We start from the raw sequence: 23,048 nt of genomic DNA on the forward strand, positions 1-23,048 counted from the left end.
GTCGGCAGCCGAATTCAGGCAGGAACGCAGGTCTTCGGTACCGGACACACCGAGGCGCATTGCTGGGTGTCGAAGGCCTCCTTGCATTCGGAGCACTTGTCCGGATCAATCACGTACCTCTCGCCCTTGAACTTGATCGCGACGGAGGGACATTCAAACTCGCAGGCGCCGCATTGGGTGCATTGGGATGCGATGATCTTGAAAGCCATTTTAACTCCTGGTTCGATTGGAATGAGACAGCTCAGGCCGTCGCCGCCAGCGGTTGGATCCCAAACTCGGCGGCGTAAAGCGCGCTGACCGCGGTCTCGATGTAGTCATGGCCATAAGCGTCGGTTGCTCGGATTCCAGCTTCCGCCAGCTGATCCTTAGGGCAATCTCCGATCTTGGCGCACAGCACGATGTCTATGCCTTCCAGCGCGGCGATAACGCCGTCGAGGGTGGCGTTATCGCCGCGGCCGCCAAGACAATACTGCTCGACTTTGCGATGCCCGACGAAGCTGATCCCTCTCGGCGAGACTTCATAAACCTGGAATTCCTTCGCATGGCCGAAGTGTTCGTTGACGCGGCCGCCGCCCCTGGTGGCGACGGCGACGAGAAGGGACTTGCCTGAACCCGCTGCCTTGACCATTCCGATCGCCTTGCTCCTGGCCGCCACATGATCACGGCGCTCGCTCGCGACCACCTCTTGATAGGCTTCGCGCCTGCTGGGATCGTAGGTGACCTCGCCGGGAATGCTGTCGAGCGCGAATTCCTGGCCACGATCCTCGCCGAGCAGGCCGACGGCATCGGCCCGGCACTGCCGGCAGTGGCGCATTAACTTGGCGCCGCCTTCCAGACGGTCCTGAAGGGTCTTCATCTCCATTGCATTTGGGCCGCGCTGCCCGGTCAGGCCGAAGTGGGTACCGTGCGCCGGGTCGGAAATCAGCGGCATGACGTTGTGAAGGAACGCGCCGCGCTCCTTGACCCATTTGTTCACCTCGATCAGATGCTCGTCGTTCACGCCGGGGATCATCACCGAATTGATTTTGGTGAGAATGCCGCGCGTGGTCAGCATCTCCAGGCCCAGCATCTGCCGCTCGTGAAGGATCCGGGCGGCTTCAATGCCGACGTAGCGGCGATGGTCGTAAAAGATCCAAGGATAGATCTTTGCGCCGACTTCAGGGTCGACCATGTTGATAGTGATCGTCACGTGATCGACATTCATGTCGGCGAGCTCGGCGACATGGTCCGGCAGCGCCAGCCCATTGGTGGAGATGCACAGCTTGATGTCGGGGATTTCCCTGGCAACTCGTTCGAACGTTGCCTTTGTCTTTTTCCAGTCGTAACAGGCATCGCCCGGTCCGGCGATGCCGAGTACGGAAAGCTGCGGCACCTCGTTGGCGACCGCGATCACCTTGCGTAGCGCCTGGTCGGGTGTCAGCTTTTCCGAAACGACCCCAGGCCGGCTTTCGTTGGCGCAGTCATATTTGCGATTGCAGTAGTTGCACTGGACGTTGCAAGCCGGGGCGACCGCGACGTGCATGCGCGCGAAATAGTGATGCGCTTCTTCTGAAAAGCAGGGGTGATCCTTGATCTTCTCCCAGACAGCCGGATCCATGTCGTCCGACTTTCCCGACAAGCCGCAGGTTGAAGATGCGCAGCCACCGGATTTCGCGGTCGCCAGCAACTGGTCGAAGGATGTCGTGCTGGTCAGGCCCTCAAAGGAAATGATCGGTGCGGACATCGAACGGCTCCGTTGCTGGTAACGTCGCAGTTCAAGGCGCAAGAGCTATGCCAGCTCAAAGGGTGGTTTTAGTTCACCAATTGGCTTTCCGTGTCGGATTCTGTCGGTTTGCTCCGGCACAATTTTGTCCGGCTTCCGACAGTGGACAAGCAAACCGGTCGCGAAGGGCACCGCGTCTTGGGCGCGCAGAATGTGAGGAAGACTACTCCGGCCTGACGTTTGACATCATCAGGACGCCTAGAATTTCTTCACCTCGATACCATGCCGGCGCAGAGCGTAGCCGACCTGCCGCGGCGTGAGGCCGAGGATACGAGCCGCCTTGGCTTGAACCCAGCCGGCCTTCTCCATCGCGTCGGTCAGGCGGTCGCGTTCCGTCAGATGCGGGCCCATTGCGGGGCAAGCGGGATCGTTCGGGTAGACGACCTTGACGGGCGATACCTCGCCTTTCGGGGCACCGATGCGCCGAACCTGCATCGGGTCGCGCTGGGAGAGCTCGTCGATGGCATTGCCGCCATGCGAACGGTCGGCTCCTTTCCAAAGGAGCGACGAAAGGCATTGGCTGTTCTTGCAGGCGAAATCCGATGGAGTGATCGTCCTCGAACGCGCAAGCGTAGCCGTCCTTTGCACGCAGTTTTCCAGCTCGCGGACATTGCCAGGGAAATAGCATTGCGAGATCAGATCAAGCGCCGATGGCGCGAAGGCGAGCTCGCGATGGTTCTCCTTGTTGAATCGGTCGAGGAAGGCGTTCGCAAGGCGTGGAATATCGCCGGCTCGCTCTCTGAGCGGGGGCAGGATAATTGGCACAACATTGATGCGGTAATATAGGTCGGCCCTGAACTCCCCATTTACGACGGCCGTCTCGAGATCCTTGTTGGTGGCGCATATGAGCCGGACATCGACCTGAAGCGTTCTCGTGCCGCCCACTCGCTCCAGTTCGCCTTCCTGCAGGACGCGCAACAGCTTGGCTTGAAAGGCAGGCGAAATCTCGCCGATTTCATCAAGTAGCAGTGTTCCGCCATTTGCCAATTCGAATCGGCCGGCGCGCTGGGAGATAGCCCCGGTGAAGGCGCCCTTTTCGTGTCCAAACAGCTCCGATTCCAGAACGCTTTCAGACAGTGCGGCGCAGTTCAATTTGACGAACGCCTTCTTGCCCCGAGGTGAAAGCTTATGGATTGCCTGGGCAAAGAATTCCTTGCCGGTGCCGCTTTCGCCCCGCAGAAGCACGGTGGAATTAGTCCTTGCCACGACCCTTACGGTTTCGAGCACCTGCTTGAGTGTGGGACTTTCTCCGATGATCCCGTCGATTTTGACATGCCGATGCCGGGCTGGGTCGGTCCTCTCCTGGTCGAGCCATTTCTGCGGTCTGCGTTGGTCCTCGATGAACCGCTGACGATCCATGCTCAGGATGTGATGGAGACGAATGGTGCGGCCGACAAGGTTGGCGACCATGGTTAGGAAGCGTACATCCTCGTCGCAGGGGGAGCTGGTCTCGCCATCACCGACACGGTCGATCGACAATGTCCCAATGATCTCGTGTTCAGCCTTTACCGGGATACCGATGAAGGCAATTGGGACGGTGCCGCCGCTCGAAGATGGTTGAAGGTCAGCCTGAAATAGGTCGGACTTGCTAACATCCGGTATGACGAGCGGCGCCCCCGTAGCGACGATCTGGTCTATCGCGGCTTGCGGTATGACGCGGCCAATTCCTGATTGAGGTGGGTGGGCGCTGCCGGCGGATGCGGCAATCTCCGGCTCCACTTTAGCGTCCAGGACGACGATTGCTCCATGACGCATTTGCACAAATGAGGAGAGGGTATTCACGACATTCGCAATCGTGATCTCAAGCCGGGTGGGGGCGGTCAGGATCTTCGATATCTCGTAGATTCCCCTGAGCGAGATATCCGTTTCATGATTGGAGTTGATCCGTGGTTCAGGCAGGATGTTAAGAGATCCTCCTTCATCGACCCGATTTCGCAGTACGTGAGCCATGCAAACACCTCAGGGGTTGTCGTCCAGGGTGTGCTCCTCCCAAGCGCCGTTTTGTATTCGAATTCCGAAACCCACACTATTCACTAGCTTCTTTCTAATGTGAGAGGTCATTCTAGCAGCGGCTGACGTGCCGAAACTTCAGGTCCAGTACGATCCACGCTCTTGAAACGATACGTGCGCCGGTCATCCGAACTTGAACAGGACACCGAAGCCGCCGCGTGGATAGTCCCACTCGATCTCGCCACTGGTCTCGCACAATATCCGGCAGGTGCCGCACTCCATGCAGCCGTCGGGGGTGATCTCCACTTGACCCTTGTCGTTCAACTCATAGCATTTCGCCGGGCAAACGTGGGTCAGCGCGAGCAAGTTCGCGCTTGGCCTCTCGTGCGGTCGCACTTTGATATGCGGACGGCCAGGATCGACCAGGTAGCGGTTCTGGTAAAGCTTGTCCTCGACACGTGACTTCGTCACTGCGATCGTCATCTCGTCTCCCCCTCAGCGCCACGCGAATGCCAGGCGGACCGCGTCGCTCACCAGCCCCCAACGCGAGCGCGCCTTGATGAAGGCGGCCGTGGTCGCCTTTTCCTTCTCGATCTTCGGCGTGCCATCGACACGCATGAAGTTCTGCGCGGCTTGCGACATCAACCGGGGATACGTGGTGAAGAAATTGCAGGAATTGGTGTGGAGCAGGGCCGGCATGTCTTTGTATTTCCTCAAGTCTTTGACCACGAAGGACTTGTCCAGCATGGCTTTGTAGAGAGCGAGGTTGCGTTTGGTCATAGGACCGTTGCGGTTCTTGACCTTGACGATTGCCTCAGCCGCGATGCGGCCGGAGGTCATGGCGAGGTTCGAACCCTCGCGGTGAACGGCGTTGTTCAATTGCGCGGCATCGCCGACCACGACCCAACCATCGCCGAAGAGCTGCGGAATCGCCTTGTAGCCGCCTTCGGGAATGAGATGCGCGGCATATTCTTTCACCTCCGCGCCAGCGATCAGCGGCCGGATCGAAGGATGGTTTTTTAAGGCATCGAGCAGGACGTAAGGGCTCTCCATCATCGCGGCGAAATCGGAGACGAGGCAGCCGATGCCCAGTGAGATCGACTCCTTGTTGGTGTAGAGGAAACCGAGCCCGGCCATGCCGCGGGAGGTGGTGCCCACCGCCTCGATTACGCAACCTTCATCGCCCTTGAGGCCGAACCGCTGCTCAATGACCTCTTCGGGCAGGAAATGCATTTCCTTGACGGCGAGCGCCACGGTTCCCGGCTTCGGAATCTCGCGCAGGCCGGCCCGCGTGCCAAGCAGTCCGGACACGCCTTCTGCGAGCACGACCACGTCCGCGAAGATCGCTCCGCCGGCTCGGTCTGTGCGGACGCCGACCACCCTGTCCTTGGCATCACGGACGAGTTCCGTCACGGTCGTCTCGCACAGAACCGTCGCGCCGGCCTCGCGCGCCTTGCGCGAAAACCATTTGTCGAACTGGGCACGGATGATCGTATAACGGTTGGGCTTCGCCTCATTGAAGTCGTCCGACCGATAGTGAATCCCGGTGTGGGATGTATCGTCCATCACCCAAAGCCGCTGTTCAACCAAATGCCGCTCGAGAGGTGCGTCATCCCGGAAATCCGGGATGATCTCCTCCAGCATGTTCGCGTACATGATGGCACCCTGGACATTCTTGGAGCCCGGATATTCACCGCGCTCCAACTGCAGCACCTTCAGCCCGTGGCTTGCCATGGTGTAAGCAGCTGCGTTCCCGGACATGCCGGCTCCGATGACAATGGCGTCGAATTTTTCCTCGATCATGTCCATTCCCCTTAGCTCGCAAGTTTATCGCGATTGTGCGGCGACAGCCGCCGGGTGAAGGCTTCCGTCAGCGCGGGCAGGAAGCGGATCGCATCGGTGACGATCCCGAGGTGGGCGAAATCGAAAATCGGCGCGTTCGGGTCGGCGTTGATGGCCACGATGAGATCGGCCCCCTCGACGCCAACCCGGTGCTGGATCGCACCGGAAATCCCCGCCGCTATGTAAAGCTTCGGCCGGATGGTCTTGCCAGTTTGGCCGATCTGCCGATCAGCGGACACCCAGCCCTTCTGGACCATCGGGCGAGAACAGCCATATTCGGCGCCGAGCGCTCGCGCGAGGTTCTTCACAAGCTGCAAGTTTTCCGCCGCCCCAAGACCGAGACCTCCCGCGACCACGACGTCGGCATAGGCGAGATTGGCCGTTGCCGACTGGCTATCCGGCAGGAAACCGAGGACTTTGGTGACGATCTCGTCCTCGGTTATCGACAGCTTGTGCTGGATGACACGCCCGACCGGCTTATCCGCCCGCTGCGGCATGGGCATGACCCTCGGTCGCACTGTCGCCATCTGCGGCCGATAGTTGAGCGTATAGATCGTGCATAACAAGGAACCGCCGAAAGTCGGACGGGTCGCGGCGAGCGAACCGTCGGTATCCACATCGAGTTCGGTGCAGTCGGCCGTGAGCCCTGTCTGCAAAGTCGTCGCCACGGAGCCAGCAAGATCCCTGCCGAGTGTGGTCGCACCGAGAAGAAGGATCTCGGGTTTGTGGGTAGCGACCAGATCCGTCATCGCCTTGGTGTAAGGCTCGTTCCGATAGTCGGCGAGCAGTGGCGCCTCGACGATGTAGACAAGGTCGGCGCCATAAGCGAAGGCTTCGGCAATGGCGTTCCCGATGGCCTCTCCAGGCGGGCCGAGCACGACGCCAGCAAGCTGGACCTCAAGCTTGTCGGCCAGCTTGCGGCCTTCGCCGAGCAGCTCGAATGATACCGAATGGACCTGGCCGCGTTCGAGCTCGATGAACACCCAGACGTGCCGGTAGTCCTTGAAATGGTCGGGCAGTTCCTTCTTTATGCCGGCACGGCCGGCGGCAGGGCGAGGGGTTTCTCGGTTCACGGTCGACATTGTCTGCTCCTGGTCCTCATGCGCCGCTGTTGAAGGCGAGCTCATGTTCCAGCGCCGGCTGGTGGGTGAAGATTGCGGCGATGACTTCGTCAGCAATGTCGCGCAATGTCTTCTCCGCGGTGTCTATTTGCACCGCCTTTTCCGCCCGCGCAGCAGGAGCGAAAACGCGCTTGACGACCGTCGGCGAGCCGCGCAGGCCGCATCTGGTGAGGTCCCCAATGCCGGCGTCCGCCGCACTCCACTTCAAGACCTTACTGCGCGCGGCGCACAGGGCGTCCTCGATCGAGCCCCGGCGGATCTCGTTTGTGCCTTCCAGCATGGTGATGAGGCAAGGTAGCCTGCTCTGCAGCATCTGCGTGCCGCCTTCGGAGCGGCGCTCGACCTTGATCTCGCGAGCAGCGAGATCAATAGAGGCAATCTTCGCGACATAGGTGAGTTGCATGAGATTAAGGCGCTTGGCTATGCCGGGCCCGACCTGGGCGGTGTCGCCATCGATCGTCTGCTTCCCGGTGAAGACGATGTCTGGCGCGCCGAATGTCTCGCCAACCTTCGCGATTGCCTGAGAAAGAGCGAAGGAAGTCGCCAGCGTGTCGGAGCCGGCAAAATAGCGGTCGGTCAAGAGCACTGCGCGGTCGGCGCCGTAACCGAGCGCCTTGCGCAGCGCGTCCTCTGCCATGGGCGGACCCATAGTGAGCACGGTGACCTCGCCGCCATAGGCGTCGCGCAGTCTGAGTGCTTCTTCGAGGGCGAACAGGTCGTAAGGGTTGATGATGGTCGGCACACCCTGGCGCATGATCGTGTTCGTCACCGGATGGACCCGTATCTGTGCCGAGTCCGGCACCTGCTTGATGCAGATTACGATGTGCATTGGCGGTTTCTCCAGGCTCCCATCCGGATGCGGGCTTGGCGGTTCATCTTCTTGGTTGCATCATTCGTGCCAACTGTTTTGCGTGCCCCTATTCCTAGAAATTCGGTTGGTTGCTTCTGAGGGCGCCGTCGTAATGACCGGATTTGTCGGCTTCTCGACATTGTCGCGTCGCAACCGTGTCGCGCTCATTCCTTTCCGAACCGCTTCAGGACGGAGTCGAACGGGACGAAGTTGCGGTCCGTCGTGGCAGGTTTGTTCGGATCGTGGTCTTTGAGCACCTTGAAGACCCGGTGCGTGAGCGGCGAGGAAATCGCGAAGTCTTCGTAGGCGCGTTCCAGCGTGGCGCGCACCCGCGCGGCGATTACCTGGTCGGGCAGACCGGAGAAATCTTCTTCGGCAAGGTATTGGCCCACGCGCTTCATGATATGGAGCCGTGAGACATTCAGCACCTTCGGGTCATAGGAGACGCCGAGGACTGCGAAGAATTCCTCCGCAGCCGACAGGCCCTTCAGTCGTGCGAGGATGTCAGTGACATCGATGGGGCGGCTGTCAGCGGAACAATTCATTGCATTCTCCCTGGTCGGAAAACTGTGCGGTCGGTGCGTTCGTCGCAGGGCTGACCTGCGCGCAATCCGCGGTTGGAGGAATGAAATGGGCTGAACCAGCGAGGCATGCCTCGCTGATCATTTTATCGTAGAGCTCGGCCAATTGACTTGCAGTGACGGTCGATTTGGTCTCGGCCGCCTTGCGGCGGGCGCGGGCCACCATAGCGGCTGCCAGATCCGGGTCGAGATCGCGGCCGTTTTCGCTCAGCACATGGGCAATTGCCGTGGCGCCGGAATGCTTGCCGATGACGATACGCCGGCAGCGGCCCACGAGAGCCGGATCGAGCCCCTGATAGCTACGCGAGTCCTTCAGCAGCCCTGCGACGTGGATGCCGGATTCGTGGGTGAAAACATCGGCGCCGACGACCGGCTTGATGGCTGCTGTCGGCCGGCGGGCGGCCCGCGCCACATGGGCCGCGAGGTCGGGCAATGCGCTCAGATCGATGCCGGTATCTGCGCCGTCGAGGACGGTCATCGCGGTGGCTACTTCTTCCAGCGCGGCATTGCCGGCGCGCTCGCCGAGCCCGAGGACGGTGACGGAGGCATGGCGCGCACCGGCGCGGATGGCGGCCAGCGTGTTGGCGGTAGCAAGGCCGAGATCGTTGTGGCCATGAAATTCGAGGTCGATGGGAGACTGCGCCGCGACCCGGGCGACAATTTCAAAGGTCGAAAAGGGATCGAGAACGCCGACCGTGTCAGCCAGCCTGACGCGGCTTGCGCCGGCGCGCGCGGCCGTCTCGATGACGCGCGCGAGATGATCCCGATCGGCGCGCGAGGCATCCTCGCAGCCCACGGCAACGAAAAGGCCGCGGGCGGCTGCGCAGCCGACCATATGCTCGATGATCTGGAGCGCTGCCGTCTGATCGAGGCCGAGCTTGGCGGCGAGTTGAATGTCCGACGCAGGTAGCGACAGATTGACGGCTGTGACGCCGCTCTCGATTGCCGCTTCGAGATCCTGCGATCTCATCCGGCACCAGGCGGTGAGCCGAACCGGCAGACGCCTCGCGACCACGGCGCGAATTGTTTCGATCTCGTCGCCGCCCATGGCCGGGGTGCCGATCTCGATCTCTGGGACGCCGGCTGCGGCAAGAGACTCTGCGAGCTCCAGCTTTTCCGCAGTGGTAAAGGCGACGCCGGGTGCCTGCTCGCCATCGCGCAACGTCGTATCGTTGAGAAAGACCCGACGGTTCATGAGCGACTACCGGTTCCGGCGCCCGGGCATAGATTCGATTGAAGGTCTTCGGTACTTAGCGTGCCGGGCCCAGAATTGCGAACGTCACGCAGCCTGTCCACGATTGCGGGCATGACCTCGAGCACCCGGTCGACATCCGCTTCGCCGTTGTCGCGCGCAAAGGAAAAGCGGACTACCCCATGTGGCATTTTCATCGCCCTCAAGACATGGCTCGGCTCAAGGCAGCCGGAGCTACAGGCTGAGCCGGCCGAACAGGCGATGCCCACGCGGCTGAGGAGAGTTGGGATTGCATCGCCTTGGATATATTCGAAGGCGATGTTTGCGGTGTTCGGCAACCTCTCCAGCGGATCGCCAATGACGAAGGTGTTCGGGATGCGCTGGAGAACCCCGTTCTCAAGGCGGTCGCGGAGCCACTTTACCCGTGTGGTCTCGTCGTTCATGAACTTCGAGGCGAGTTCTGCCGCCATGCCGAGCCCGACTATGCCGGGCGTGTTCTCGGTGCCGGCACGCCGGTCGTACTCTTGGTGCCCCCCCTTGATCAGCGAGCAGAAGCGCACGCCACGCTTTACATAAAGTGCTCCGATCCCTTTCGGGCCATGCAGCTTGTGGCCGGAGAGCGACAGCATGTCGATTGCGGTCGATTTTAGGTCCATCGGAAGCTTGCCAACCGCCTGCACGGCATCGGTATGGAAAAGGGCGCCAACTTCCTTGGCCAACTCAGCAAGCTGGGCCACGGGGAAGATCGTACCGGTCTCGTTGTTCGCCCACATGATTGAGACGATTGCCACATGTGGGGTGAGGGCAGCCCTGTAGGCGTCGAGGTCGAGCCGGCCATGCCGATCCACTGGAATCCTGTGCACCTTAACGCCGCGCGTCTTCTCAAGATGCGCGCAGAGCGCCAGCACGGCCGGATGCTCGACGGCGGAAGTCACGATCTCTGTTCGATTAGGCATGTTCTCGAGCGCCGAAAGAATCGCTGCATTGTCGCTTTCCGTCCCGCCCGAGGTGAAGGTGATCTCATCGTCGAATTCCGCGCCGATCAGCGCTTGCAACTGCTGTCGCGCCTTTCTCACCGCTGCACCAACTGAGGCGCCAAGACCGTGCGTCGACGAAGGGTTGCCGAACTGATCCGTAAAGAACGGCAACATCGCTTTAACGACCTCCGGATCGACCCGTGTCGTCGCGTTGTTGTCAAGATAGACAGTCCTCATGCGTGCGAATCCTCAGTTGGCCGGACGATGCGAAGCGCCAGGCCAGTTGCATTGAGCCTCCGGCGCATGCCGTTGCTGGTGACGCAGGCGCCCTGCCAGACGCCGACGGTTTCACGTAGACCCGGTCGCCGCCGACATTCACAATGCACGCGCCAGCGTCTTCGATCAGTCAAATTTGCTGCAGCGTCGCCGCGGCTGAAGGTCTGGAACTCTACTTTGAACGTTTCCGTCACCGGATCGGTGCTGATCATTTTAAGCGCATTGCCGCAGGCGATCGCGCCGACCGCACAGACTGCATTGGCCGTTTCCAGAACGCCGGCATTCTTCGGCGTGAAGGAGTATTCCTTGACCTTGTCGCTATAGTCCAACTTGGCCTTCTTGATATCTGGGGCGCTCAACTGAAGGACTTGCCGCAGTCGCACTTTCCCCGCGCGTTGGGGTTGTCGAAGACAAAGCCGGAGGATTCGAGTCTGGTGACGAAATCGACGGTCGTGCCGGCGACATGGGGTTGAGAGCCTGCATCCACGAACAGTTTGACCCCGTCCGTCTCGATGATCGCGTCGCCCTCGCGCGAGACGCTCTCCAGGCCCATTATGTATTTGAAGCCGGCGCAGCCGCCGGCCTGGACCATGATGCGAAAGCCTTGCGCCGGCTCGCTGGCGCGGGAGAGAGCGGTCTTGACGGCGGCAACGGCGTCGTCGGTGAGCGTAATCATGGTTCGATTTCCCCATTCGGTTACGGTTTGCGGATCACCCCGCATGGACCGTGCCAATGGAAAAAAACCGTTTCAAAACAGCGCGATCTCTCTAACACTGCGATGAATCTTTGTGCGCCATTGTTGGGAAGACGTCGGGCAGCCGACACCTACTGTCGGGTTTGTCGAGTCCGCGACATGGGACTGCTCGGCCTGAGTTCCTGCTCCACTCTGACGTAAACCGTTGAATAGCATACAGAAGATTTTTCTGAGCTTGCTTCGGCGCAATTGGCACGACTTTTGAAGCTCCCTTTGGCGAGGCGGCAACAACCCCCGCCGGCCGATAATCGTCTCGTGGGCTTCCTCCTCGCGAGGGATGGAACGAAGGAAGGAAAGCAACATGTCAGATCTGGGTCAGTTGCGCTTTCTATGGCAAAGCAGTACTGCCCGCGCAATCCGATTGCCCCATCGGCCGATTGGCGTTGACACCCACAATCGCTCACCACCCCCTGATGGCCATTAACCGACTTGAGATGGGATTCGACCGGCATTTGCCGGTCAGTGTCATTGCGTTTCGCCGTCAAGCAGCACGTCCGGTTTCAAGGGGATGCCGACGGCGATGCGCACACTCTCCAGCAACACCCCGTTCCTCGGCGAGCACGCGATCGGGGGTCGAACATTACGGCTCTCTGTAGGCGGAAGATCAACAGGCAGGGCAGCGGATCTTCAACAGGCGGGCGGATCAGTGACGCGCAAGTGTGCAGACAGAAGGCAGGCAGGTGGATGACATGGACCAGCGCGTGAAACGCTCGCCGGCCGAAATCCGGCGGGCGCAGGAAGACATGCCGAATATACGCGAGCGCGATCTCGCCGCCCAGTTGGGCATTTCGGAAGCGGAACTGGTTGCGGCGCATTGCGGTTTTGGCGCGGTGCGCATCGAGCCCCGCGTCAATGATCTGCTGACCGGCCTCGGAGCGGTCGGTGAAGTGATGGCGCTGACCCGCAATGAAAGCGCTGTGCACGAGAAGATCGGCGTCTACGACAAGGTGGTCACCGGCAACCAGCATGCGATGGTGCTCGGCGATGACATCGACCTGCGTATCTTCCCGGAAGTGTGGGCTTATGGCTTCGCTGTCGACAAGCGCGATGGCGGCAACATCCGCCGCAGCCTGCAGTTCTTCGATGCCACCGGCGAGGCGGTGCACAGGGTGCATCTCAGGCCCGCCTCAAACCTCGATGCTTACCAGAAGCTGGTGGCGGAACTCGAATCCTCAAACCAGGAGCCGATCGTATCGGCTCAGGCGAGCGGAGCCGACGATGACGCAGAGGTTCCGGACCAAGCCGCCACGGTCGAGGACCTGCGCGAGCACTGGAGCCGGCTGACGGACGTGCATCAGTTCTTCGGCATGTTGAAGACGCTGGAGCTCAGCCGCTGCCAGGCGATGCGCATGGTCGGCCAGGATTACGCCTGGCTGCTCGACAACGATGCCGTTGGCGCCATGTTCGAACACGCGGCCGATGGCGAGATGCCGATCATGTGCTTTGTCGGCAATCGTGGCTGCATCCAGATCCATTCCGGCCCAATCAAGTCGATCAAGCCGATCGGGTCCAGGATCAATGTCCTCGACGAGACCTTCCACCTGCATCTCAGGACCCACCACATCCGCGAGGTCTGGGCCGTGCGCAAGCCGACCAGGGACGGCCACATCACGTCACTCGAAGCCTATGGTGCCGACGGCAAGATGATCATCCAGTTCTTCGGCATGCGCCAGGAAGGCCAACGCGAGCGCGGCGACTGGCGCTTCCTGGTCGAGAATCTGCCGCGCATTCCCAACCCGTCCGCCGCGTGAGGTAAGACTAATGCGTATTGCTTTCATTTCCGCTCGGTGCTCGCCCCGATGCTCGGCGTTCTGCTGGCACCTGTGGCGGGTTTGTCGTCAATTGATGGCGATTGCTGGACAGCCGCGATGCTTGACACGGTTGATGTGCCTTCGACTGCAGTTTGTGCATGGACCGCGTCAGAGATGCTTCGCGATGTTCTTGCTTCCCTTCGTGGAGCGACGAAGCTGCGATTTGCCTCCAAGACTGTCGAGCGGATAGCCCGAGGACAAGCATGGAGCGCCCGAGCTTTTTGAAGGCCATTATTCCGGCCGATGGACGGGCCTGAACGCGAGGCGAATACCGCGGCCGCCGTCGCCTTGCCCACCCACGCTGGAACACGGGCCTTCACATTCGAGGCAGCGTAATGTTTTCGCGGGTACCCGAAACCCATCGCTGCCGTCGGGCGCACGGCCACTCATACCGTGTGGAACTTTGTCTAGACCACATGTTCGCCTGAGGTAGGGCGACCCGTCTCACAGTATGCAGGTTATCGAGGGTTGCGCTGGATATCCCGGCGCCGAGCCTCATGCATAGGAGACGGGCCATGGACGAGCATATCACCTACGTCGGTTTGGATGTTCACAAAGAGACGATTTCGGTCGCTCTGGCAGTTGGAGACAGGCGCGGAGAGGTTCGCGAACACGGGCAAATATCGAATACGCCTGCGGCATTGACGCGCCTTTTGAGCAAGCTCTCCCAGCCGGGAGCGGTGCTGCGGTTCTGCTACGAGGCCGGACCGTGCGGCTACGGCATTCAGCGGCAACTGACCGCGGCGGGGCAGGACTGTGTGGTGGTCGCGCCGTCGCTGATCCCTCGCAAGCCGGGAGATCGGATCAAGACGGACCGTCGGGACGCCATCAATCTGGCGAAGCTGCATCGGGCCGGCGAACTGACGCCCGTATGGATTCCCGACCTTGCCCATGAGGCAATGCGCGATCTGGTTCGCGCACGCCTGGCGGCGGTTCGTAGCTTGCGGCAGGCCCGCCAGCAGCTCTCCGGATTTCTGTTGCGTCACGGATTCCACTACAATCGTCCCCGCCTGGACGCAGATGCATCGCCGCTGGCTGGCTGGGCTACGATTCGAGCAGCCCGCCCACCACATCGTCCTGGAAGACTGTATGTCAACGATCGAAGCCGCGACGGCCCGTCGTGATCGGTTGACGGCACAGATCGAGACCATGCTCGTGGACTGGATGTTGGCGCCGGTGGTCGACGCCCTGCAAGCGCTTCGCGGAATGGCCCTTGTGACGGCCGCGACCGTGATCGCGGAACTCGGCGACATCACGCGCTTTGAGAAGCCCCGGCGGCTCATGGCCTATCTCGGTCTGGTCCCCTCGGAACATTCCAGCGGCGGAACCAGGCGTCAGGGCGGCGTAACGAAAGCAGGCAACGGAACCGCCCGGCGAATGCTGGTCGAGGCTGCCTGGAGCTATAGGTTCCCTGCAAGGGTCAGCCGTGAACAATTGCTCCGACAGGAGGGGCTGCCCAAGCCGATCCGCGATACGGCATGGAAGGCTCAGATGCGACTGTGCGGCCGTTACCGCAAGCTCACCAGAGCCGGCAAGCCGGCCACCACCGTCACTACGGCGATCGCTCGCGAACTGGCCGGCTTCGTCGGGGCCATCGCGGCCTCAAGTGCCGCGCCGACGAACTGATCGCCGGGCAATGAACCAAAGGCATCGACCGAGGAGCGAACAGTTTTGAGCCGCACGGTCACGGCAGGAGAACCCTCGTCACCACTATCAGCCGGATCATCCGACGCTGGATCCTAGACCGAGGCAGCTCCGCGACGCATCAGGTCCTGCGGTAACCAACCCGCGTATCAGAGCATGATCAACCGTCGTCTCATGACCGTGCCTCCTGCTTTGCCCAGGGCAGCCATTTCGCCACAACGCTTGCCAAAGCAAGCGAACGATTTTTCACCCCTGCAGCTTGAGACGGCGAACATGAGAGTGGTGTGGGTCGTTTTCTAAAGTGTCATGGTGGGAGCGGGCATCCCTTTGCGATGAGCTTGGCTCATTCCAGGTGAAGTCGGTGACGGCGCGAAGGCTGAGGATGAGCATCGAGCGTGCTTCCACCGTCATCGGCATGACATCACGTTCTGCGATGGTTGCTGAAGCGGCCTTCTCACGAAATTGAGCCGTTCAAAAAATTCGAGGGATTTGATGAACGCCACCACATTCAGCTCCGTTTTCGTCAAGGACGGGAATTGCATTGTGCGAGAAATTGTCAGCATCGATGGCGCCATTGATTTTCTCGAAGAATGGCCCGAAAGCCGTCGAGATTTGATCCACAAGACTGCACTCAAAGCGTGCTACGATGCGCACGACGGCTACAAGCCGGTCAGCGTGGTCCGTCAGGCGTTCATCAGCTTCGCCAAGCGGGCTTGCATACTGGAAGACCCGGCTGCTGTAATGCCTTGGATCTCACCCACTAAATCGGGCAGTGAATCGGAAGCGGTATAGGCTCATTCGATCAGCGGTGCCGCACCAGGTCGAAAATCCGCGAAACAGGGCAACCGCGGCGGGCAGACTGTCCGATCTATATCGACGCCGGCAAACTTGGCCGAGAGGCGTTTTTGGCGCCGGGAGTTGGGTGGAGGAAAAGGGATCGCGTGAAGGAAGTGCACGGCGTTGCCGATTGGTATCAAATAGGCATCTATGCCGGATGCAGTGCCCGCTCGACGCCGTTCGCGCTTGGGCCAACCAGGGCGACCGAGGATCGAGCCAATAAGGACGGCGAAGGGCTAGCTGCTAGCGTCGTTGATTGGAACTCGGAAGAACGTAGAAACAGCGCGATGGGACTGGGCGACTTGCCAAATTGGTTCCGGCAAGTCGCGGCGTTAACCAATCCCATTCGCCGCGAGTACCATCTATTCTCCCTGCTCTCGGGATGCCGGCCCACGGCCCTGATGGAGGCGAAGCCGAAGGATCTCAGCCTCCGCCGCCGGGTCCTGCACATTCCGCGTCCTAAGGGCGGCGCAGACCGTGCATTCGACATTCCGCTGTCGCGCCAAATGATCTCATGCCTTGTGCGAGTGATCCGGTTTAACCGGCATTGCTATCCTCTCCAGGCCAACGACTGGCTATTCCCAGCGGATAGTGACAGCGGGCATTTGGCCGAACAGAAGGAGCGCCGGGACGTCCTTGCCAAGTGGGGTAATGATTTGCGGCAGACGTTCCGGACCCTGGCGACGCCGGCCGGTGTCTCGGAGTTCGACGCGCGTTTATTGATGAACCATGCCATTCCGGGCGTTAACGCAGGTTATATTTCTCGTCATAAGCTGCTCGAGGACCACCTGCGCGCGCAGCAGCAGGCAATCAGCAGCACGATGTTTGGCGCCTTAGGCAATCTGATCGCCAAGGAGGCAGCAGTTCGTTCCTGGCTCGGTCCACGCGCTACACAACAGACAATAGGCGCCAAACGGGACGCTGACGGGGAGGCCTTGCGCAGAGCTGCCTAGACCCGGAATTGTGCCACCTTGGCTGCCGCTGCGGAAGCTAAGGGCCGAACAAAAGTCGATCCCAGAACGAAGGCTGGTGCAAAGTTGGCCGAGAGTCGCCGATAATTCCGGATTGGAGTTGATGACGACATTGGGATGCGAAGCGCGGCTACTCCCTGTTCACGAGGCGAACTTCGTGCAGACCGATGGTGGTTGAGGCCTATGGGCATTTAGTCAAACCTTGACTGAGCGGTGGCGGCCGTCGTGTGCGAGACCCCCTCAGTCAGCCCAATGGACTGCGCGAATGAACTGCTCACGCGTCAGCGCGCAGAGCGCGAATTCACCTTTCTGAAGGGGCGTACCGCCTGTCAGGCGTCGCGCCAAGGCATCGCCAGCGAGGAAGAAAATATGGCCTTGCCAATCAAAGAAGACGTGCGCGGACGCACGCTTCCATTTCTCGATGAATTGTTTGCTGCGGCCCATCCACCGCATGATGGCATAAGTCTGCCCTTCGACAACCTGAATACGCTTGCTGAAATCTAGCGAGAAGCCAAAGCTATATCCTGCAAAGGTTGACTCGTTGTGGACATGCACGAGCCAGAACATGCGATGTGCCTTTTTATAGAAGGCCTCCCGTGCAACTCGCTCTTCCTCGGAAATTGAGGAATGCTGTAACTCCAAAACGGTGGCCCGCCCAGTGCCCGCGCCGCAAATCACGTCGGCCCTGTGATGCTCCCCTGTCATAGAATCGATTAGGTTGATTTCGCGGCATCTTAGATCGAACTGATCTTTCCAGCCCAGATGCCACTGTCCCTCGGGTTCACTCCAAGGATCACAGTCTCCCGCCTTGTGGCGCCAATGCGGGACGTTCTCGACTGGGATGACCGAAGTCAGCACGCCTCCGCAATCGGGGCATGTCGTGTGCTCACCCTTAGCGAGGGGCGGCCGTTTGACCCCATCGATCCATGCGTACAGCATTTGAAGTTCCTTGCGTTCCGGCGTCCGCCTTCATCGAAATGGTACGATTCCGTAATTTTGCTGAAACCTTTTGCGATGTTACGTCTATGCAAATGAGAGGTGGGACGATGGCCTACAATCACGTTCTGCAGGAAGAGAAAAATGCCCTTCACGATGAATTCGCCGAGATCGAGGAGAAGCTGAAATCTTCTCGCTTGTCGCCTGCAGAACTTGCTGAACTCAAGAAGCGAGCCGTCAGCGGCTGCGAGCTATTCGGTGAAAATCCTTCTGGTCGCGAAAGGTCACCCGTCGGTGCCATTCGGAACATCGCGCCCGTTTCGCCTCTTGCCAAATTCCTGATCCATTGCCTTCTGAATCCGCACGGCGATCTCGTTGTCTGACGTATAGATACGAAGATCGCGGCCGAGTTCACCTTCAAGCTGTTCGCGGGTAGGTGGCACATAAGATACCCGCTCAGCTCTCCTCCGGCCAAAATCATAGAGGCGGTTGGTGAGATAACTCAGCCGCGCAATGTCAACGACCATGGTTTCATAGAAATTGATCGCCCGCTCCCCCTTGGGCTGATCAATTCTCGACTCGAACGCCTGCGCGTTGATAGTTAATTCTTGCATGCTGCCAAACGTCTCGTCGTCAACCAGAACGGCCGATGCCATTACCGTTCTTAGCGCATGCGTGGGCGATGGCTTAGGTCGACCATCCGATACCTTGGGCAGCAGAGGCGTCGGAAAGGTCGCCTCGTCGAACATTGCGTGTTCAAGATCAGGCACCACCAATCGAGCAAGCTTGGCGTCGCTATAGGCTAGGCGGTCCAGAATCCCATGTTCTGACGGATCACCTGTCGCAAGTTGTGAATTCACTTCGGCCACAAGAACCTTGCGCACGATCGCGGGTTTTGCCTCGGCGAGTCGCACCAGGTAGTCAGGGAAGCCGTTCAATTCCAAGATGGCATAACGCGCGGCTCTCTCAGCACGGTCGTCATCGATCGACAGCGCCCAATTTGAGGTTTTCGCTGCTTCGAGCGCCATGCCTGCCAAGCCCATAGTCTCGAAGCTAAAAATCTTCCGCTGCTCTTCAGGCGGTCGTTCGCTTGGCAGCAGGGGCTTCCAAGCGTTGGCGAAATTGATCAATACCGTGGCAAACTTCTCCGTAACTTCAGTCCCAAAGATCGGTTCGACCGCCGAGAGATCGTCGATCGCGTAGCGAGATCGGCCTCGGATCCGTGAGGACAGAAACTGCCAAAGATGAACTAGCCGGCTGTCAGCCGTAGTGTCGGTGGTTGGATGAAGCCTGTCCAAGATCGTTGGGTCCGAGCGCAGTTCCTCGATGAATTTTATCCAACTGCCGTCTCGCTTTTCGCGTGCGATCTTATACTTTTCCTCCGTTGCTCGGAGCCGTTCCATCATAGCCAAACGCTCGGGAGGCTCAGGCGGCGGCGATTGCCATGCCGCAAGGAGCTCTCCGAGGCTACAGCACGTCCTGTGATCGATGAATCGATTGTGATGTGACAGCTGCGTTTTGTGCTGATTCAACATCCACCTCGATGGAGAGGTGGACGATGGGAAGAGCATTGAGCGGAGATCTTCGGTCGCGGGTCTTGAAGGCTTCGGACGAGGGCATGTCGGCGCGGCAAGCGGCGGCGCGGTTCGGCGTGGGAGTGTCCAGCGCGATCCGCTGGATTGCGCGGGCGAAGATCGGCGAACTGGCGCCACGCCCGCAGGGCCGCCGCCGCGCCTCCAGCCTCGATGCGCATGAAGCCTTCATCGTCGGGCTGATCGAGGAGCGCAAGGATATCACGCTGAACGAGATGGTGGAGCGGCTCGTCGCCGAGCATTCGGTGCGGATCAGCCGCAGCGCCTTGAGCGCCTGGCTTCGCGGCCACGGCTGGACATTCAAAAAAAGTCCGCGCACGCACTGGAGCAGGATCGCCCCGACATCCTGAAGCGTCGCCGGGACTGGTTCGACGGCCAGCTCGATCTCGATCCGGCGAAGCTCGTGTTCATCGATGAGACCGGCCTCTCCACAAAGATGGCCCGCCTGCGTGGAAGAGCGCCGCGCGGCGAGCGCTGCCGGGCCGGCGTGCCGCATGGCCACTGGAAGACCACGACCTTCACCGGAGCGCTGCGGCTGACGGGCATGACTGCGCCCTTCGTCTACGACGGCGCCATGAACGGCAACGTGTTCCTGGCCTATGTCGAGCAGGTGCTGATCCCGACATTGTCGGAGGGCGACGTAGTCGTCATGGACAACCTGCCCGCCCACAAGGCCGCCGGCGTGCGCGACGCGATTGAGGCCGCAGGCGCGAGTCTGCTCTACCTGCCGCCCTACAGTCCCGACTTCAATCCGATTGAGAACGCCTTCGCCAAACTCAAGGCGCTGCTGCGAGCAAAGGCCGAGAGAACCATCAAGGCTCTGTGGGACACGGTCGGCGCGGTCGTCGACCTCTTCACCCCAGCCGAATGTGCCAACTACTTCAAAGCCGCAGGATATGAACCGGATTAAACAGGACGTGCTCTAGAGTCCTGCTTACCAATCTTCTCTAAGGCTCCGGCTACCGTCGGATCTTGGCCCTGGTCGCGCCAGATGGCGTGGAGAGCACTAAACGCCAGCCGACGGTCACGCTCTTCTGCCTTTCCTGTTGCGTCGTCAGCCAACCAGCTTACGTCATCACGGGACAATTGGCCTTGCCACCCAAGCATCGCCAAATGCCCAATCGAGATGTCGTTGTTCCTGATCCAAGGGTGATCGCGAAGCACATGCACGGCACGCCAAAATGACTTGCGGCGCCGGCCAGGCGTGCTGCAGATTGCCCGTTCCAGTTCTCGTTCGTCTTGATCGCGCCCGCGATATGAAGAATCGTTATGCAGTCGCAAGACAAGATCGACGACAATATCTGGAACGCTATCGGGATGCATCTGTAACAGGCGTGCAGCCGCTGTTACAGCCGCCGAAGCGAATGCGCCGGCAAAGACGGACTCTTCCTGTTCGTCGTTGATCGGGCCTATGCGCTGCAGAACGGCAGCCAGGAAAGCTGACAGATCGGTCTCGCTCGGCAGCGCCTCGCCCAGCTTTTGCCCCAACGGATAGAGCGTCGGCATACCCCCTTCGTCGGTGACACCAATTGCATCGATGACCCAAAGAAACGCTCGACCGAAATCCACTTTGGAAAGAGAACATCAAGGGCGCCGAGCACTACCGTCCGCGCCAATGCTCCCGCCTGATCGACGATGTAGTCGGCATACGTGACGGCATCTGCAGCTGTTCCCACCGCAAGCAGCGCTCTGCCCGCCAAGAGTTGTGATGTTGTGTCGGTCGCTGTGTCGAATGCCTGCGTGCGAGCGATATCCAATCCGCCGGCCTGCTTGCCCAGCCAAATCAATCTTAGCAGTAGGTGACGTGCGTCGCGACCGCCTCCATATCGGGTCCACCAGGTAGGGATCAAAGGATCAAAGGCCGGGTGCGCCAGTCGGAGAAGTGAATCTTGCTCGAGCCAGACGTTTCGCCGGTCGATATGTTCGCCATCCTGAAGAGCACCTTCGATTGCCTTGCTGCGTGTGGCAACTGGCAATGCCCCAGGGTCGCCAAGCGTCAAGAGTGCAAGCGGGTTTCTCGCTATGAGCTTCTCCGCCACTCTTGGGTTCCATATTGACAGCCATGCCGCTGTGGCGAGCATGTCGGGACGAGCGAGTTGATATCCGTAGAGATCAGCGAAAAGCAGGTCATCTATCTGCTGCGGAGGGCAATTGGCGGCAAGACGGCCGGCAAGCCATCGTCCGGTAAAATAGCTCCGGACCGTTCCCTCGTTGTCGTTATGCAGCCGCACGCGCCCCAAGGTAGCAGGGTCGAACACCGGTCTGCCAAGCAACCGCATCATCGCGTCGGATTGCCAATCTGGCAGAAGCCGGTCGAGAGGCAGTGCGTTGTCGGCACTTGTCGCGCTGAAGCTTTCAGTAGGAACGCGTAAGGCATCCTTGCCGCACAGAAGAAGACCCGCCCCAATGCGTTCGAGCGCACTCTTGGCCTCTGCCGTGCTAAGTGTGTCGTTTCGTTTTCTCGCCGGCTTGGGGTCTACAAGCCGCGCATCGATGCTCGCCTCCAGCATCGCCGCAAGTGTCCCGAACCGACCATGATCGTGCCAATAGTCGACCATCCATTCGAGATCGAGTGGACGGCTTGCAAAATGCCAAAGGTTGCCGTCGTCGAGCGCTGTCATGAAAGAATCGAGGTCGCCAATGCCGGCGCTCTTGGCAAAGAGCCGAATGCGTGCCTCATCGAGCCCGGTCATTAAGAGGACTGACACGTCGTCTTCGTGCTCGGGCGGCTTCTCGGGCGCCTTGTGTTGGAGCGTGGCGCGGATTTCATCTTGATAGCTGGGTTCGGGTGGCGGCGGCATGCGCGGGATCGAAAGCCACTCATCCATCGAATGGCGATCCGCGATGAAATCCCAGTCGGTAAAGCGACCGGAAATGACCACGCGGGCACGGTCCTCGAATCCCGCGATAGCTTTGGAGAACTTACGCAGGGCTGTTTCGAATCGCACACCCTCATCTTTCGCTTCGTCGACGGAGTCGATGAAAAACCAGCAAATCGATCCAGCTGCCGCCTTCCAGGTTTCGAACCGTCGAGTATCATCCGCGCCAAGAGCGTCCTCGAGGCCGCTTCGGCCGAGATCTTGTACCGTGGCATAACAGGCAAATTCGTCAGATTTCACCGCAGCCTGCCACTGAGCTTTGAGCTCGTAACTTTTGCCACTGCCGGCTTCTGCCAGAAGGACTACTCGTTTTCGTTTCTTGAGGTCGGGCCAGCTTAAGGAGCCGCTGAAGCGGGGGGCGAATAGCAGCGCCGGTGTTTTCGCCTCCTCACGCGAGACGATACGAAATCCGGTCTAGATCGACAAAATTGCCACTCATGGCGCAACGATAAGTGCTGCAGTATAACCTGCAAGCTCTAATACTGCGCTTCGAAGGAGGCGAGGCACATCCACCACTGTTTGGAACGGGAGCACCCATAGATGACTGCGGAAGAGCAGGTAATCCACATCAGCATCCACGACGGAGAGACCAACATCCACGTAACCGTGACAGAGCGGGAAAACCCACTCGGCTACTATTATTGGGGCGATGGAGATAGAGAGGCAGAAATCGCCAAAGCGCGGGCCGATGCAAAAGAGTGGGCCCTGTATTATGACGCAGCGATTGTGGAACATTACAGGTAGATGGGCGGCCTTGCGGTTGACGTTCATTGGGAGCGGTTGGTCCTCCCATCTGTTCGCGGATTCATCGACAGCGAGGATTCGTTGCAGCACATTATTGCGGGGGATAACGCCAAGCTGGCGCGGGACGTTAGCTATGAGACCCTGCGTCTCGGTATGGTAGGCGCTATTTTCCTCTACCATTTCGCCGAGGTTGCCTTAGAGCCTGACTCGAAACTCGGTTAGGCACGACGTGGAGTTGCGCTGCGACGAAGCATGAGGCGGATGGAGGCGATGAGGATCCACGCCTCCGCGCTGGCGATGGTCGCCTCGAAGTCCTTGGCGAGCCGGCG

21 protein-coding genes and 3 pseudogenes are annotated in these 23,048 nt (G+C 60.0%); 7 read left to right on the top strand and 17 right to left on the bottom strand.

What is annotated here, in order from left to right; genetic code table 11:
• Positions 1-14 precede the first annotated feature (14 nt).
• From ACFX5Q_RS31640 to ACFX5Q_RS31695, 12 genes are all read right to left on the bottom strand, one after another.
• Positions 15-209 carry a 4Fe-4S binding protein gene (locus tag ACFX5Q_RS31640; RefSeq protein WP_404284137.1) on the bottom strand — a complete coding sequence of 65 codons (195 nt, stop codon included), beginning with the start codon at positions 207-209 and terminating at the stop codon, positions 15-17.
• 32 nt (positions 210-241) lie between these two features.
• Positions 242-1,723, bottom strand: a complete 1,482-nt coding sequence (gene nifB, locus ACFX5Q_RS31645) for a nitrogenase cofactor biosynthesis protein NifB (RefSeq protein WP_404284170.1) — start codon at positions 1,721-1,723, stop codon at positions 242-244.
• A gap of 237 nt (positions 1,724-1,960) precedes the next feature.
• Positions 1,961-3,712 carry a nif-specific transcriptional activator NifA gene (nifA, locus tag ACFX5Q_RS31650; protein WP_404284139.1) on the bottom strand — a complete coding sequence of 584 codons (1,752 nt, stop codon included), beginning with the start codon at positions 3,710-3,712 and terminating at the stop codon, positions 1,961-1,963.
• Positions 3,713-3,895: 183 nt separating this feature from the next.
• The gene (locus ACFX5Q_RS31655; RefSeq protein ID WP_123169547.1) at positions 3,896-4,195 is read right to left on the bottom strand and encodes a ferredoxin family protein; all 300 of its coding nucleotides are present in this window, start codon (positions 4,193-4,195) and stop codon (positions 3,896-3,898) included.
• Positions 4,196-4,207: 12 nt separating this feature from the next.
• The gene (locus ACFX5Q_RS31660; RefSeq protein WP_404284141.1) at positions 4,208-5,515 is read right to left on the bottom strand and encodes an FAD-binding protein; all 1,308 of its coding nucleotides are present in this window, start codon (positions 5,513-5,515) and stop codon (positions 4,208-4,210) included.
• Between the two features lie 11 nt (positions 5,516-5,526).
• A complete protein-coding gene (locus ACFX5Q_RS31665) occupies positions 5,527-6,636 on the bottom strand; it encodes an electron transfer flavoprotein subunit alpha/FixB family protein (RefSeq protein WP_404284143.1) in 1,110 nt (369 codons plus the stop codon).
• Positions 6,637-6,652: 16 nt separating this feature from the next.
• Positions 6,653-7,504: an electron transfer flavoprotein subunit beta/FixA family protein gene (locus tag ACFX5Q_RS31670; RefSeq protein ID WP_404284145.1), complete on the bottom strand. Its 852-nt coding sequence runs from the start codon at positions 7,502-7,504 to the stop codon at positions 6,653-6,655.
• A gap of 185 nt (positions 7,505-7,689) precedes the next feature.
• Positions 7,690-8,070, bottom strand: a complete 381-nt coding sequence (gene nifW, locus ACFX5Q_RS31675) for a nitrogenase stabilizing/protective protein NifW (RefSeq protein ID WP_192178692.1) — start codon at positions 8,068-8,070, stop codon at positions 7,690-7,692.
• Positions 8,054-9,301 (bottom strand): homocitrate synthase, encoded by a 1,248-nt coding sequence (gene nifV / locus ACFX5Q_RS31680; RefSeq protein ID WP_404284147.1) that lies wholly within the window; start codon positions 9,299-9,301, stop codon positions 8,054-8,056. The genes nifW and nifV overlap by 17 nt, the downstream gene beginning before the upstream one ends.
• Positions 9,298-10,512, bottom strand: coding sequence for a cysteine desulfurase NifS (gene nifS, locus ACFX5Q_RS31685; RefSeq protein ID WP_404284149.1), 1,215 nt, complete (start codon positions 10,510-10,512; stop codon positions 9,298-9,300). The genes nifV and nifS overlap by 4 nt, the downstream gene beginning before the upstream one ends.
• Entirely contained in the window at positions 10,509-10,880 is a 372-nt protein-coding gene (locus tag ACFX5Q_RS31690; protein ID WP_404284151.1) for an iron-sulfur cluster assembly scaffold protein, read from the bottom strand. Before ACFX5Q_RS31690 ends, nifS begins: the two co-directional genes overlap by 4 nt.
• Positions 10,881-10,906: 26 nt before the next feature.
• Positions 10,907-11,227 (bottom strand): HesB/IscA family protein, encoded by a 321-nt coding sequence (locus tag ACFX5Q_RS31695; protein ID WP_404284153.1) that lies wholly within the window; start codon positions 11,225-11,227, stop codon positions 10,907-10,909.
• 767 nt (positions 11,228-11,994) lie between these two features.
• On the opposite strand from ACFX5Q_RS31695, the gene ACFX5Q_RS31700 reads away from it, so the two are divergent.
• From ACFX5Q_RS31700 to ACFX5Q_RS31720, 5 genes and pseudogenes are all read left to right on the top strand, one after another.
• Positions 11,995-13,056 (top strand): hemin-degrading factor, encoded by a 1,062-nt coding sequence (locus tag ACFX5Q_RS31700; RefSeq protein ID WP_404284154.1) that lies wholly within the window; start codon positions 11,995-11,997, stop codon positions 13,054-13,056.
• Between the two features lie 348 nt (positions 13,057-13,404).
• Positions 13,405-13,529 (top strand): annotated as a pseudogene (locus tag ACFX5Q_RS31705) (6-carboxytetrahydropterin synthase); the annotation flags it as partial.
• 102 nt (positions 13,530-13,631) lie between these two features.
• Positions 13,632-14,742 (top strand): annotated as a pseudogene (locus ACFX5Q_RS31710) (IS110 family transposase).
• A 510-nt stretch (positions 14,743-15,252) separates the two neighbouring features.
• Entirely contained in the window at positions 15,253-15,552 is a 300-nt protein-coding gene (locus ACFX5Q_RS31715) for a DUF982 domain-containing protein (RefSeq protein ID WP_404284155.1), read from the top strand.
• 149 nt (positions 15,553-15,701) lie between these two features.
• Entirely contained in the window at positions 15,702-16,550 is an 849-nt protein-coding gene (locus ACFX5Q_RS31720) for a hypothetical protein (RefSeq protein ID WP_404284157.1), read from the top strand.
• 258 nt (positions 16,551-16,808) lie between these two features.
• On the opposite strand, the gene ACFX5Q_RS31725 is transcribed toward ACFX5Q_RS31720, so the two are convergent.
• Entirely contained in the window at positions 16,809-17,507 is a 699-nt protein-coding gene (locus ACFX5Q_RS31725) for a hypothetical protein (RefSeq protein WP_404284159.1), read from the bottom strand.
• Between the two features lie 281 nt (positions 17,508-17,788).
• Entirely contained in the window at positions 17,789-18,910 is a 1,122-nt protein-coding gene (locus ACFX5Q_RS31730) for a hypothetical protein (RefSeq protein WP_404284160.1), read from the bottom strand.
• 152 nt (positions 18,911-19,062) lie between these two features.
• Here ACFX5Q_RS31730 and ACFX5Q_RS31735 point away from each other — a divergent pair.
• A protein-coding gene (locus tag ACFX5Q_RS31735; RefSeq protein WP_404284162.1) for an IS630 family transposase occupies positions 19,063-20,006 on the top strand; the annotation gives its coding sequence in 2 pieces (ribosomal slippage) (positions 19,063-19,399 and positions 19,399-20,006; 945 coding nt in all).
• Here the strand turns inward: ACFX5Q_RS31735 and ACFX5Q_RS31740 are convergent.
• Both ACFX5Q_RS31740 and ACFX5Q_RS31745 read right to left on the bottom strand, forming a co-directional pair.
• A complete protein-coding gene (locus tag ACFX5Q_RS31740; RefSeq protein ID WP_404284164.1) occupies positions 20,003-20,602 on the bottom strand; it encodes a hypothetical protein in 600 nt (199 codons plus the stop codon). The two genes, ACFX5Q_RS31735 and ACFX5Q_RS31740, sit on opposite strands and share 4 nt — an antisense overlap.
• Positions 20,506-22,215 carry a hypothetical protein gene (locus tag ACFX5Q_RS31745; RefSeq protein ID WP_404284165.1) on the bottom strand — a complete coding sequence of 570 codons (1,710 nt, stop codon included), beginning with the start codon at positions 22,213-22,215 and terminating at the stop codon, positions 20,506-20,508. Before ACFX5Q_RS31745 ends, ACFX5Q_RS31740 begins: the two co-directional genes overlap by 97 nt.
• Positions 22,216-22,515: 300 nt before the next feature.
• On the opposite strand from ACFX5Q_RS31745, the gene ACFX5Q_RS31750 reads away from it, so the two are divergent.
• On the top strand, positions 22,516-22,719 hold the full coding sequence (locus tag ACFX5Q_RS31750; RefSeq protein ID WP_404284166.1) for a hypothetical protein: 204 nt from the start codon (positions 22,516-22,518) through the stop codon (positions 22,717-22,719).
• Between the two features lie 218 nt (positions 22,720-22,937).
• Here the strand turns inward: ACFX5Q_RS31750 and ACFX5Q_RS31755 are convergent.
• Positions 22,938-23,048 (bottom strand): annotated as a pseudogene (locus ACFX5Q_RS31755) (IS5/IS1182 family transposase); the annotation flags it as partial.

Source organism: Mesorhizobium sp. IMUNJ 23033, assembly GCF_044778005.1.
Taxonomy (GTDB): domain Bacteria; phylum Pseudomonadota; class Alphaproteobacteria; order Rhizobiales; family Rhizobiaceae; genus Mesorhizobium; species Mesorhizobium amorphae_A.